The following is a 12944-nucleotide window of genomic DNA, read 5'->3' as shown; positions in this document are numbered from 1 at the left end:
CGCCTACGGGGGAAATGCTCATGAACCGCATCTACCGGCGTGTATGGAACCGCCAGCTCAATGCTCTGGTTGTGGCCTCGGAACTGGCCACCGGCGATAGCGGCGGCAGCGCTGCCCGCGATCCGCGCAGTGCCCTGCTGATGCCCACCGCTCTGGCCCTGGCCCTGCTGTGCGCGCTGGCCAGCGGGCATGCGGGAGCATCCGAATCCAATCAATCGCTGCGTGACCTGCAGGCGCTCGCAGCCAAGTACGCGCAGCCGATGCCGGTCAAGGTCGATGCCGAAGTGGCGTTGGCCGCCGCCTCGCGCCAGGCGCAGAGCACCCCGGCAATCAGCGCTGATGCGCGTGTCGGCCTGCAGCTGAGCACGAGCGCGTTGCCTGTGGTGCGCGACGTGCTGCCGGCCACGGTGCAGGTGAAGCTGGGTGCGAACGCCGCGCCGAAGCAAGTTGCCGTTCCGGCGCTGGCGGCCGATGTCCGTGCCAATGTAGGGTTGGGTCACGCGGCTGCCAATGGCGCGAAGGTTGATGCATCGCTGGCGGCACAGGTTGCGCCGTCCGCACATGCGCCGCTCGCTGTCGCTGCGGATGCGAGGGCGAAAGCCCATGTCGGTGTCGCCGGCAGCCAGGTGGCTTCGATCGATGCCGGGGCCAAGGCGGCGGCCGCCATCAGCGGCGCATCCGCCGGCTCCGTGTCTGGCCTGAAGGCCTCGGTTGACGGCACGCTTGATTCGCAGTTGAAGGTGGCGGGCCACCAGATCGATGGCCAGGGCCAGGGCCAGGGCCAGGGCCAGGCCAGGGCAACGGCGGCGGTCACGTTGCCGGCCAAGGAAGAACTGCCGGGCGAGACCCACGATCGTGCGATCACCGCCGCCTTCGATGCCGGCGTGGCAGGCAAGGTGCGCGTACAGGCACCGGACGGCCAGGAGGTGGTGGCCGACCGCAACCTCAAGCTTGCGGGTCAGGCCACTGTGGCGGCGCAGAACAGTGCGCTGGGTGTCGGTGGCCTGGTAGGCGGCGTCGTTGGCGCCGCTGGCAGTGCAGTCGGCGGCGCGCTGAACGGCACCGTCGGCACGGTTGGCAGCGCAGTGGGCGGTGCACTCAACGGCACGGTTGGCACGGTGGGCGGCGCGGTAGGTGGTGCACTGAACGGTACGGTCGGCAACGTCGGCGGTACGGTGGGCGGTGCGCTGAACGGAACCGTTGGTGCAGTCGGCAGCGCAGTGGGCGGTACGCTCAACGGCGCGGTTGGTACTGTCGGTGCCGTCGGCGGCGCCGTGGGTGGCGCACTGAATGGAACCGTCGGCAACGTCGGAGGCGCAGTGGGCGGTGCACTCAACGGCACCGTTGGCACGGTGGGCAGCGCGGTAGGTGGCACGCTCAACGGTGCGGTTGGCACTGTCGGTGCCGTTGGCAGTGCGGTGGGTGGTGCACTGAACGGCACGGTCGGCAACGTCGGCGGTACGGTGGGCGGCGCGCTGAACGGAACCGTTGGTGCAGTCGGCAGCGCAGTGGGTGGCACGCTCAACGGCGCAGTTGGCACTGTCGGTGCCGTTGGCGGTGCGGTCGGTGGTGCACTGAACGGCACGGTCGGCAACGTCGGCAGCGCGGTTGGCGGCACGCTCAACAACACGGTGGGCGCGGTGGGCAGCACCGTTGGCGGGGTGCTCAATGGCGCTACCGGCGGCAGCAGCGGGGGCTTGGGCGGCCTGCTGGGCAACACGCTTGGCAGCGTCGGCAGCGCCGTGGGCAACCTGCTCAACGGCAATCTCAACGGCACCATCGGCAATCTCGGCAGTGCCGTAGGCGGCCTGGTCGGAGGTACGCTGAGCGGCCTCGGCCTGACCAAGCCCTCGGCGATTCCACCGACCAGCCCGAAGGCGCCGGCTCCGGCTGATCCGAATGCGGGCCTGATCATCGGCACCGGCGGGCTGGTCGGCAACGTCGGCCAGCTGATCGGGCCGACCACCACCAGCCTGTTCGGCGGCAACGGCTACCTGAGCAACGGCAATCTCAAGCTCAGCAACGCCAACGTGATGCAGACCTATTCGACGGTCAACGTGCTGGGCCTGCCGGTGGTGAACCTGTCGCCGGTCGGCAGCACGCTCAATGGCCTGGGCGGTGCCGTCACTGGCGGCAGCTCGCACCTGACCCTGATCGGTGGTGTCACCTCCGACAGCTACATCTACAACATCAACAACGGCAACCCGGGTGGACTGCTCGGCCTGCTGCTGCCGAAGGACTCGCCGGCGTGGGCGGCCAAGTGCCTGGACATCGCCCTGGCCGACATTTCCTGCTGGGCCGTCAACGCAGCGCAGGACTACCAGGTGCTGATGGGCGACGGTGCTTTCGCCAACGGTTCGAAGGAAGTGGTGATCGGTGCCAATGCACGGCACGAACTGCCGAAGGTCGATGCCAACGTGGCCTTCCCGGGTGCAGGCACCAATGACCCGAGCAACCCGACCGGCGTGCCGACCGCGGACTACGCCGCACGCATGGGCCATTCGGTGATCGTCGGCGACAGCGCGGTGGGTACGGCCAACGGGCAGACCCTGCTCGGTGCCGAGGCCACCTCGAACCAGGCCAACTCGGTCGCGCTGGGCTATCGCTCCGCTGCGCTGCGCGGGGCCCAGGCCAGCTACACCGCCTATGGGCTGACCGCACCGCAGGTCTCGGCCGGTGAAGTGTCGGTGGGCACCGCCGGTGGCGGCGAGCGCCAGATCACCAACGTCGCGGCCGGCAGTGTCAACACGGATGCAGTCAACGTGGCGCAGTTGAAGGGCGCGATCAGCCTGATCAACGGCGTGGCCGATGCCGCCGTGACCTACGACCTGGATGCTGGCGGCAACCCGAACTACCGTCGTGTCACGCTTGGCGCGGGCACCGGCACCACCACCATCGGCAACCTGGCCGGCGGCGCGGTCACCGCCGGCAGCCTGGAGGCGGTCAACGGCGGCCAGCTGGCCGCGACCAACGCCGCCATCGCCAGCTTCTTTGGCGGCCGTGCAGCGTTTGATCCGGCCAGTGGCGCCTTCACCGCGCCGCTGTTCGAGATCAGCACCATCTCCACCGGTGGCGCCATTGCCAAGGGCTTGTATACCAACGCCACCGATGCGTTCGCGGCGGTCGACGGCTCGCTGGTCAACCTCAATACACAGATCACCGATATCCGCAACGGTGGCACCAAGTACCTGCGGGTGAACTCGACCGGCACCGAAGCCCTGGCCAGTGGCACCGATTCGATCGCGGTCGGCACCAATGCCCGCGCCACCGCCGCGAACAGCATCGCGGTGGGTGCCGGCAGCCTGGCCGACCGTGCCAACAGCGTGTCCATCGGTGCGGCCGGTGCCGAACGCCAGGTCACCAACATGGCCGCGGGTACCGCCGCCACCGATGCGGTCAACGTCGGCCAGCTGCAGGCGTCGGAGCAGGGTGCCCTGCGCTATGACCTCAACGGCGACGGCAGCGTCAACTACGCCAGTGCCACGCTGGGCCAGAGCGGCACCGCCACCACGCTGCGCAACCTCGGCCCGGGCCAGGTCAGTGCCACCAGCAGCGAGGCCATCAACGGTGCCCAGCTGTTTGCGGCCAACCAGGCCGTGGCCACCCACCTCGGTGGTGGCGCGGCGGTCAACGCCAGCGGCGTGCTGACCGCACCGACCTACTCGATCAACAACGTCGCCGCCAACGGCACCGTGACCAAGGGCAGCTACAACGACGTCGGTACCGCCTTCGATGCGGTCAGCAATTCGCTGGCCAACGTTGCCGACCAGACCGGCGAGGTCGACAAGCTTGCGGTGAAGTACGACGTCGATGGCGCTGGCAACGTACTCAACAGCGTGACGCTCAAGGGCACCGGCACTGGTGCGGTGAAGATCACCAACGTCGCCGCCGGCAGCATCCTGGCTGGCAGCAGCGATGCCATCACCGGCGACCAGCTGTTCAGCACGAACAGCACCATTGCCAACTACTTCGGTGGCACCACCGCGTACAACGGCACCACCAACGTGTGGACCGCGCCGAAGTTCAGCATCTCCAGCATCGCCACCGATGGCACCTTCACCAGCGGCGACTACAACAATGTCACCGCCGCCTTCACTGCGGTGGATGGCTCGCTGAAGGTCCTCAACCAGCGCATCACCAACGGCGGCGGTGGCAGTGCCTACCTGGCGGTGAACTCGACGGCAGCGGCCGCTACGGCGGCGGGTGCGGAAGCGGTAGCGGTCGGCCCGCAGGCCAGTGCGGCCGGTGCCAACAGCGTGGCGGTCGGCAACGGTGCCAGCGCCAGTGCCGGCAACAGCGTCGCCCTGGGTGCCGGTTCGGTGGCCAGCGTCGGTGCACAGAGTGGCTACACCGGCGCGTATGGCCAGACCGGCGCCAGCAACTCGGCCGGTGAAGTTTCGGTCGGCAGCACCGGCGGCGAGCGCAAGATCACCCATGTTGCCGATGGCTCCGATACGTACGACGCGACCAACGTCGGCCAGCTGAAGAACGGCGTGAACTACGCCATCGACGAGTCGAAGAAGTACACCGACCAGAAGATCCAGAACATCACCAACGTGGCCGGCAGCTTCCGCGCCAACAACACCAACAACCTGGCCGATCCGTCTGCCAGCGGTGCCAACTCGGCCGCCGGTGGCGCAGGCTCTACCGCCGCCGGTGCCAACTCGACCGCGCTGGGCAATGGTTCGCAGGCGCAGGCCGACAACTCGGTGGCGCTGGGTGCGGGTTCGGTGGCGAACCGGGCCAACACGGTCTCGGTCGGTGCCGCCGGTGCCGAACGCCAGGTGGTCAACGTGGCCGACGGTTCGCAGGCCACCGATGCGGTCAACGTGCGCCAGCTGCAGGCTTCGCAGCAGGGTACGATCCGCTACGACACCACGGTGAACGGCGCGACCAACTACAACAGCGTCACCCTGGGCAGCACCAGCAGTGGCCCGACCACGGTGCGCAACGTCGCCGCCGGCACCGCCGGTACCGATGCAGTCAACGTCGACCAGCTGAAGTCGGGCATGGCGCAGACCCTGGACTGGTCGAAGGCCTACACCGACGAGCGCATGGGCGGCTTCGAGCGCGACCTGCGCAAGACCGACAACCGTGCTTCGGCCGGTATCGCTTCGGCGATGGCTACCGCGGCGCTGCCGCAGCCCAGCGAGGCCGGCCGCAGCATGGCCTCGATCGCGGCCGGCAGCTACAACGGCGAGTCGGGCGTGGCGGTGGGCATCTCCGGCGTCTCCGAGGGAGGCCGCTGGATCTACAAGTTCAGCGGGTCGACCAACAGCCGTGGCGAGGCCGGTGTGGCCGTCGGTGCCGGCATCCAGTGGTGATCGCTGTTGCCGGGCCGCACGCGCGGCCCGGCACCGCGCAAACGTCCATAGGGGGAATGACATGAAACAGCATCGCATCGCCCGCAGCGGCCAGATGGCCGCCATGCTGGGCCTGATCCTGGGGATGGGCCTGCTGGCCGCCTGCCGCAGCCATGCGCCGGCCGCCGACGCTCCTGCCGAAGCCACCGCCGTGCACTTCCCGGAGGCCTCGAAGGCCTCGCTGAAGGAAGGCATCTATCCCGACGTCGCCGACCTGCGCCGCTTCGCGCCGGGCATGACCAAGCGGCAGTTGTACACGCTGCTGGGCACGCCGCATTTCAATGAAGGCATGTGGGGCGTGCGTGAGTGGAACTACCTGTTCAACTTCCGCACCGCACAGGGCGCGGAGTACTTCACCTGCCAGTTCCAGGTCCGCTTCGACAGCAAGGGCATCGCCCAGGGCGGCTACTGGAAGCCTGAATCATGTGCGGCGGTGCTGGACCCGCCGCGGCCTCCGGCGCCACCGCCACCGGCACCGGCACCGCTGCCGGAGCAGCCGTTGCGCCTGTCCGCCGATGCGTTGTTCGGTTTCGACAGCGCGGTGCTCAGCGCTGAAGGCCAGCAGGCGGTGCAGGGCATCCTGGCGCAGGTACGCGAAGCCGCGCAGGTACAGTCGATCCGGGTGACCGGCTACACCGATCGGATCGGTAGTGCCAGTTACAACCAGACCCTGTCGCAGCGTCGCGCCGACGCCGTGCGCAGCGCGCTGGTACAGGGCGGCGTGCCTGCAGCCAGCATCAGTGCCGAAGGACGCGGCGCGGCCGAGCCGATCGTGCAGTGCGAGCAGCGCAACCGTCGCGAGCTGATCGCCTGCCTGGCGCCGAACCGGCGGGTGCAGATCGCCGGGGTGGCGCAGCCACGCTGAGTTTCCTGCGCCGGGGCATCGCTCCGGCATCCCGAGTCCCCCCTGACCGTCGGCAGGACGTGGTTACGTCTCCCCCGTTGACCGCGCCTGCCGGCGGCTCAGGTTTTCCATGGTGCACGCGATGAACGCCCAATTCCTGCCTCTTTCCATGAAGACGGAAACCACACTGAGTGTGTACGGCCAGCTCGGCAATCATGCCGTGGTACGCATTCCCGGGCGGCGCCTGCCGGGGCTGATCCTGCAGGCCGATACCGTGGCCGGCTTCCTCGCCCAGCTGCAGGAAGCCCAGGCCTGCCTGCGCAGCGGGCGCGCACAGCGCACCGACGCCGAGCTGGACATGCTGATCGACGTGCTCCAGCAGTGGTATGCGCTGATCGAGTCGCGCCTGGCCGACGCTGGCGAGGCGCTGTAGAAGAAAAGGGGGACGGAGGGGATTAAGTCGTTCTTGCCCCGGCAGTGCCGGAAACGACTTAATCCCCTCCGTCCCCTTTTTTGTATCAGGCGCGGGCGCGGACCAGCCAGCACGCCGCATCCACGCGTACACGGTCGCCCTCGATGAACGGGGTGAATGCCGCCACAGCCTTGTTCCGGAGCGAGGTGGCGCGGTCTTCGGGCAGATTGCGCAGCGCCAGTCCCAGCGGGCCAAGTTGGCCGACATAGGTTGGCAGCTCGTCGCGGGCGATCGAACAGGGCAGGTCGACCGCAACCACTTCGACGTCCTTCCAGCCGGCGGCCTGCAACAGGCGCTGCACGCGCTTGCCATCGGCAAAGGCGAACTGGCCCGGTGCGCCAGGCGCACGGGGTGGTAGCTCGAGTTCATCACCAATAGCGCGTTCGGCCGTGGTCATGAACGTGTTCTCGTCGGCACTGCGCCAGGCGATGAAACGCAGGCCCGCGCCTGGCGTTGCGGCGTGGTGCAGGTTGGCGAAGGCGGCCTCGGTATCTTCGAAGAACATCACGCCCAGCCGCGACTGGATCCAGTCGAAGTGCGCGGAGGGCAGCGGATGCTGCTGCGCATCGGCCACGATGAAGTCCGCGTCCAGTCCTGCCGCTCCGGCGCGCTGGCGGGCCAGCGCCAGCATCGGCGCGGAGATGTCCAGGCCGGTGCAGTGTGCCGCCGGGCGCGCAGCGGCCGCGGCCAGCAGGCTGGCCCCGGTACCGCAGCCGATGTCGAGCAGTTGCGTGACGGTTTGCGGAAGCTCGGCCATCAGCAGGTCGGCCATCGGCTGGAACAGACCGTCGAGGATGGCCTGCTGGGCGACCCAGATCTGGCCGCCAGGGCCATTCCAGAGCGCATGCTGATCAACGGGGGATGTACTGGTCATGGCCTTGTCCTGCCGGGTAGTTGCCCATAGGTTGGCGCTTGAAGGTCACTTGAGGTCAAGCCCGTGCGTGAACTGGATATCGGCGAGGTGGTCAAGCGCAGTGGCGTGCCGGCCTCGACCCTGCGCTACTACGAACAATTGGGCTTGTTGCAGGCCCTGGGCCGTCGCGGTCTGCGTCGGCAGTATGACGAGCAGGTGCTGGAACGGCTGGCACTGATCGGTCTCGGCCAGGCGGCCGGGCTGTCGCTGCAGCAGATTGGAGCATCGCTGCCGCCGCAGCGCGGATGCCTCACGCTGGACCGGGAGGCCCTGCTGGCGCAGGCTGATGTGCTGCAGCAACAGATCAGCCAGCTGCAGCGGGTACGCCGGCACCTGCAACGTGCGGCGGCCTGCCCGGAAGCGCAGGACGCGCGGCAGTGCGGTTCATTCCGCAAGTTGCTGCGGGCACAGCAGCGCATGGCGGGTGGATGAGAGACGAGCATCCACGCATGGCGTGGATCTGCTGCGCCGCGACCTCGGTAGGTCCACGCCCTGCGTGGATGAATCAGTCGCGGGTGCTGACTTCCCAGGTGGCATGCAGCACGCCCGGCACGTGTTCCATCCGTGCCAGCACCACGTCCAGCTCGTCGGCACTGACGGCGGTACTGACCAGCACCGCGATCACATCGGTGGGCGCGTCGGCATGCTCGACCACCTGTACGTCGCCGACCGGATACTGCGCGGCCTCCAGCGCATCGACCAGGCGCTCGCGCACGCGCGGCACGGCTTCGGCATCCACGCTCAGGCGCACTTCGTAGGTCGCTTCGGTGGCGGCCTCGTTGATCGGGATGCGGTTGATCGCATTCACCAGCGGCCGCAGCAGGGTGTTGCCAGCGATGATCAGCACGGTCAGCAGCACGCCTTCGGCCAGCATGTCCGCGCCGGTACAGCTGCCGACCGCCGCCGAGCACCACAGGGTGGCGGCGGTGTTCAGGCCGCGCACGTTCATGCCTTCCTTCATGATTACGCCGGCGCCGAGGAAGCCGACCCCGGAGACCACGTAGGAGATCACCCGCACCGCCTCGGCACTGCCGGCGATGCGCATGCCCAGGTCGACGAAGGCGGCGGCGCCGACCGCCACCAGCACGTTGGTGCGCAGGCCGGCGGTGCGTTGCCGGTACTGGCGCTCGGCGCCGATCAGCGTGCCGAGCACGAAGGCGGCCAGCAGGCTGACCACGGTGTCGGCGAAGGGGCCGGCCTGGAAGGTTTCAATGAAGCGCATGGCCGGAGTCTACCCGGTCGAGGTGACAGTAGATCCACGCCATACGTGGATTTCGAGGGGGCCAGAAACGACTTAATCCCCTCCGTCCCCTTTTTGCGGGGTCAGTCGGTGTCCTCGACGCGCTCGCCCATCAGTTCGCGCTGGCGCTTGTCCAGTTCCTCGGCGTAGCGCTTGCGCACGAAGGCTTCGGAGACCACGCCCAGCACCTGGCCGTCGGCGGCGACCACGGCCAGTTCGTCGGCCTGGGTCTGGTCGAAGCGTTGCATCACGCTGACCACGTCTGCGGCCGGTGACAATGACACGTCACGGTTCTCGGCCAGCTCGCCGATCATGGTCTCTGGCTTCACGCCGTCGCCGTAGACGCGTGGGATCTGCACGATGCCGGCATAGTGGCCTTCGCCATCGATCAGCACCACCCGGCTGCCCGAACCCAGCGGGAAGCGCTGGCGGAACGCGGCAGCGTCCAGGTCGGCCGGTGCGGTCGCCACGCCCTTGCGCATCAGCCGGCCGGCATTGAGGTTCTGCACCCAGCCGACGTCGCGTGCGCTCTTGATGGTCTCGCCACGCAGGTGCATGCGCCAGGTCGAGAACGAATAGCCGAACCACTGCCGCACCAGCGTACTGGACACCAGCACCGCACTCATCACCACACTGGTCAGCAGGAAGTCGTGGGTGCCTTCCAGCACCAGCATGGCCATGGTCATCGGCGCGCCGACCACGGCGGCGGCCAGCGCCGCCATCCCGGCCAGGGCGGCCGAAGTTGCATCAATCACCGGCACGCCGGTGGCCATCGCCAGCAGGCCGGCGAACAGGGCGCCGACCAGGGTGCCCATGAACAGCGAGGCGAAGAACAGGCCGCCACGGAAACCGAACCCGAGCGAGATGCCGGAGGCCAGGCACTTCAGGGTGAGCAGGCCGCCGATCCAGATCAGCGGCAGATGCGTGGTCAGGTCCAGGTGCAGGGCGCCATGGCCGGACGACAGCACCTGCGGGCTGGCCAGTGCCAGCGGTATCAGCAGCAGGCCGCCCACCACCGGCCGGCCCCACAACGGCAACGGGCTGCGCTTGACCGTGCCCTCGATCGAGGCGATCAGCCGCATCACCGTGATGCCGACCATCGCGCAGCAGCAGCCCAGCAGCCCGTAGATGGCGTAGTCGGCGGCGCGGACATCAATCGTCGAGGCGGCGGGCAGCAGGTAGGCCTCGATGCCGGCCTGGTCGGCGACGAATGCGCCAGCCAATGCAGCGACCGCCACCGGGGCCAGCGCGGCCGGGGTGTAGGCGCCGATGACGATCTCGAAGGCGTAGAACGCACCAGCCAGCGGTGCACCGAAGGCGGCGGCGATGGCGCCGGCGGCACCGGCGCCGACCAGGATGCGCACGTCGTTGCGGCGCAGGCGCATCACCCGGCCCAGTTGCGAGCCGCTGCCCGCGCCCATCTGCGTATACGACGCCTCCAGCCCGACCGAGGCGCCGCAGCCGTTGGACAGCAGGGTCTGGGTCAGCACGATGAGGTTGTCGCGCATCGACATGCGGCCGCCATGCAGGGCATTGGCTTCCACCGCATCGAGCAGGGGCCGCTTGAGCCGGGTCGCGGCCAGGCTGACCAGGCCGACCAGCAGGCCACCCAGTGGCAGTACCAGCAGCGCGGTCCAGGTCAGCGAGGGCAGGGAACTCAGGCGCATGCCGTCGTCCAGCCCGTACAGGGTGCCCTGTAGCCAGCGTGCGATGCCGGACTGCAGCAGGGTCAGGTAGCCGGCGATCAGGCCGACCAGCAGGGCAAGCGCGATGAACCACAGGTCACTGCCGCGCAGGCGCAGGCGCAGGCCCTGGAAGGCCGCATGCAGGCGCGATGGCGAAACAGGCAGTGACATGGTGGCGGCATGATACGCCGCCACCGTGATCGCCGCCGTCACTGCATCGGGCGGTTACTGCGTCAGAAGCGGTAGCGGCCCTGCACGTAGAAGGTGCGCGGCGCAGCCACCATGCGCCCGGCGTTGCCATCGACGTTGCGGGTGTACCAGCGCTTGTCGGCCAGGTTGTTGACCCCCAGCGCGATCTCGCTGTCGCCCAGCCCGGGCACCTGCCAGGCCACCTGCGCGTTCCACAGGCGCACGCCCGGCACGCGGCCCACGCGCGCATCGGCGGTCTCATCCCAGGTGTTGGCCGCATCGGAGAACTGGCCGCTCTGGTGGGTGCTGGAGACATTGAAGGTCCAGCCGGCCAGTGCATAGCGTGCGCCGACGCTGTCGGTGTCGCGCGAAGAGAACGGCACGTCCAGGCCACGGTTGTCACCGGACTGCTGGATCGCCTTGGTCCAGGTGTAGTTGGCGTACAGCTCCAGCCCGGCCAGCGCGCTGTCTTCGCTGAAGTGGTACTCCAGCGCGCTCTCCACGCCCTTGTGGTCGGTGGCGCCGATGTTCTGGAAGGTTGGCGGGGTGATGCCCGGCACCTGCAGGATCTGGTTGTCGAAGCGCATCTTGAACACGGTCACTTCCGCGCGCAGTGCACCGTCCTGCCAGCGTGCGCCGAGTTCGGTGGTCCTGGCCACTTCCGGGTTCAGCGGGTTGCTGGCGGTCTGCGAATTGAGCTGGATGTTCTGCACCGGCCCGAACGAGGTGGTGTAGTTGCCGAACACGGTCAGCTGCGGGGTCAGCAGGTAGGCGATGTTGAGCGAGGGCAGTGCCTTGTCGTTGCGGCTGCTGAAGGTCGCCGCGCCACCCGCCTGGCGGCGGTCCATGTCGATCCACTCCATGCGCACGCCCGGGGTGATCCGCCACTGGCCGATCGCGATGCGGTCGTCGATGTAGAAGGCGTGTGCGTCGGTGGCGTTGTCGAAGCGGGTGGTGGCGCTGGCCGCGCCGGTGCGGCGGGTGACGGTGTAGCTGCGGTCGTTGCCGCGCTCGCGCAGGAACCGGTAGCCGGCGGTGATGTCATGCACCGTGCTGCCCCAGTGCAGGCGCTGGGTATAGCGCGGCTCGATGCCGAGCACGCGGTAGTCGCGCGGCTGCACGGTCAGCTGGGTATTGGCGGCGTTGATCAGCGAGCTGGCACGGCTGCTTTCGTTGTAATAGGCCAGCACCTCGAACTCGCTGTTGGCCGACAGGGTGTTGGTGTAGCCCAGGTCGATGCCGGTGCGGTGGCCCTTCCAGAAGTCGGTGGGGCGGGTGTTCTGGAACGGGTCGGCCTCGTACTGGGCGCGGGTCAGGCCGCCCGGCGTCAGCGAGCGCACATCGTAGTAGGAGAGCTTGGCGCGCAGTTCCTGCTGCGCGTCGATGGCGTAGGCGAACTTCAGCGCGAGGTCGTTGAAACGGTCATCGCTGCCCTGGCGCCAGCCGCGGCCGTCCTGGCCGGAGTACAGCAGGGCCGCGCCCAGGCCGTTGTCGCCGGTGCCGCCGAGGAAAGCGTTGTACTGGGTGCTGTCTCCGCCGCCATGGTCGTAGGCGGTGTAGCGCACGCCGGCCTCACCGTGCAGGCCGGCACCGGTGGGAATGGCGCGGGTACTGAAGTTGATGATGCCGCCCACGTTCTGCGGCCCGTAACGCACCGCGCCGCCGCCACGCACCACATCGATCGATTCGATGTTGGACAGGCTGGTCGGTGCGAACGACAGCTGCGGCTGGCCATACGGCGCCACCGCCAGCGGTACGCCGTCCAGCAGCACGGTCGAGCGCGGCGAGTAGCGCCCGGTCAGGCCGCGCACGCCGATGTTCAGCGACACCGAGCTGCCGGCGGTACCGGAGTTGTCGGTGACCTGCACGCCGGGGATGCGGCGCATGGCATCGCCGATGCTGGCCGCGCCGCTGGCTTCGATGCGCTGACGGTCCACCACGGTGCGCGCGCCAGCGAAGCTCTTCACGCTGTCGTGCAGGCCGGTGCCCAGCCAGCTGCCGGAGACCTGGATGCTGTCCAGCGTGGTGGCGCCGTCCTGGGCGAAGGCGCTGGCAGCCGGGAGCAGGCACAGGGCGAGGGCGGCGGCCAGTGGCAGGCGGGCCGATTGCGGGGCGTGGGTGGGCATCGGTGCAGGTCGCGGAAGGTCGTAAATGAGAATTATTGCTGATTCCATTCGCCAATGGAATGCGTCTCCGGTTCATGCCGATGGCGCGGTGGTAGAGTAGGCGATTGCTTCC

General features: G+C 68.5%; 8 protein-coding genes. 4 read left to right on the top strand and 4 right to left on the bottom strand.

What is annotated here, in order from left to right; translation table 11 throughout:
- Nucleotides 1-20: 20 nt before the first annotated feature.
- From D5301_RS10045 to D5301_RS10035, 3 genes are all read left to right on the top strand, one after another.
- On the top strand, nucleotides 21-5324 hold the full coding sequence (locus D5301_RS10045; protein ID WP_153855554.1) for an ESPR-type extended signal peptide-containing protein: 5304 nt from the start codon (nucleotides 21-23) through the stop codon (nucleotides 5322-5324).
- Between the two features lie 61 nt (nucleotides 5325-5385).
- Nucleotides 5386-6228: an OmpA family protein gene (locus D5301_RS10040; RefSeq protein ID WP_153855553.1), complete on the top strand. Its 843-nt coding sequence runs from the start codon at nucleotides 5386-5388 to the stop codon at nucleotides 6226-6228.
- A 121-nt stretch (nucleotides 6229-6349) separates the two neighbouring features.
- Nucleotides 6350-6640 carry a hypothetical protein gene (locus D5301_RS10035; RefSeq protein ID WP_019659952.1) on the top strand — a complete coding sequence of 97 codons (291 nt, stop codon included), beginning with the start codon at nucleotides 6350-6352 and terminating at the stop codon, nucleotides 6638-6640.
- A gap of 85 nt (nucleotides 6641-6725) precedes the next feature.
- On the opposite strand, the gene D5301_RS10030 is transcribed toward D5301_RS10035, so the two are convergent.
- Entirely contained in the window at nucleotides 6726-7553 is an 828-nt protein-coding gene (locus tag D5301_RS10030) for a class I SAM-dependent methyltransferase (protein ID WP_153855552.1), read from the bottom strand.
- Between the two features lie 63 nt (nucleotides 7554-7616).
- On the opposite strand from D5301_RS10030, the gene D5301_RS10025 reads away from it, so the two are divergent.
- Complete coding sequence (locus tag D5301_RS10025; RefSeq protein ID WP_110712590.1) at nucleotides 7617-8024, top strand: MerR family transcriptional regulator; 408 nt, start codon at nucleotides 7617-7619, stop codon at nucleotides 8022-8024.
- 73 nt (nucleotides 8025-8097) lie between these two features.
- On the opposite strand, the gene D5301_RS10020 is transcribed toward D5301_RS10025, so the two are convergent.
- The 3 genes from D5301_RS10020 to D5301_RS10010 all read right to left on the bottom strand — a co-directional run bounded on the left by D5301_RS10020 (nucleotide 8098) and on the right by D5301_RS10010 (nucleotide 12832).
- The gene (locus tag D5301_RS10020; protein ID WP_005409984.1) at nucleotides 8098-8814 is read right to left on the bottom strand and encodes an MgtC/SapB family protein; all 717 of its coding nucleotides are present in this window, start codon (nucleotides 8812-8814) and stop codon (nucleotides 8098-8100) included.
- Nucleotides 8815-8915: 101 nt separating this feature from the next.
- On the bottom strand, nucleotides 8916-10688 hold the full coding sequence (locus D5301_RS10015; protein WP_153855551.1) for a chloride channel protein: 1773 nt from the start codon (nucleotides 10686-10688) through the stop codon (nucleotides 8916-8918).
- A gap of 62 nt (nucleotides 10689-10750) precedes the next feature.
- Complete coding sequence (locus D5301_RS10010; RefSeq protein WP_153855550.1) at nucleotides 10751-12832, bottom strand: TonB-dependent siderophore receptor; 2082 nt, start codon at nucleotides 12830-12832, stop codon at nucleotides 10751-10753.
- Between the last annotated feature and the right edge of the window lie 112 nt (nucleotides 12833-12944).

This window comes from Stenotrophomonas sp. MH181796, from assembly GCF_009659995.1.
GTDB lineage: Bacteria > Pseudomonadota > Gammaproteobacteria > Xanthomonadales > Xanthomonadaceae > Stenotrophomonas > Stenotrophomonas riyadhensis.
Note: the sequence above shows the minus strand (reverse complement) of the source record. Positions and strands in the feature narration are given on the sequence as shown.

Coding starts and splice junctions, on each gene's coding strand:
- D5301_RS10045 (WP_153855554.1), top strand. CDS start 21: ATGAACCGCATCTACCGGCGTGTATGGAACCGCCAGCTCAATGCTCTG.
- D5301_RS10020 (WP_005409984.1), bottom strand. CDS start 8,814: ATGCGCTTCATTGAAACCTTCCAGGCCGGCCCCTTCGCCGACACCGTG.
- D5301_RS10010 (WP_153855550.1), bottom strand. CDS start 12,832: ATGCCCACCCACGCCCCGCAATCGGCCCGCCTGCCACTGGCCGCCGCC.
- D5301_RS10035 (WP_019659952.1), top strand. CDS start 6,350: ATGAACGCCCAATTCCTGCCTCTTTCCATGAAGACGGAAACCACACTG.
- D5301_RS10015 (WP_153855551.1), bottom strand. CDS start 10,688: ATGTCACTGCCTGTTTCGCCATCGCGCCTGCATGCGGCCTTCCAGGGC.
- D5301_RS10030 (WP_153855552.1), bottom strand. CDS start 7,553: ATGACCAGTACATCCCCCGTTGATCAGCATGCGCTCTGGAATGGCCCT.
- D5301_RS10040 (WP_153855553.1), top strand. CDS start 5,386: ATGAAACAGCATCGCATCGCCCGCAGCGGCCAGATGGCCGCCATGCTG.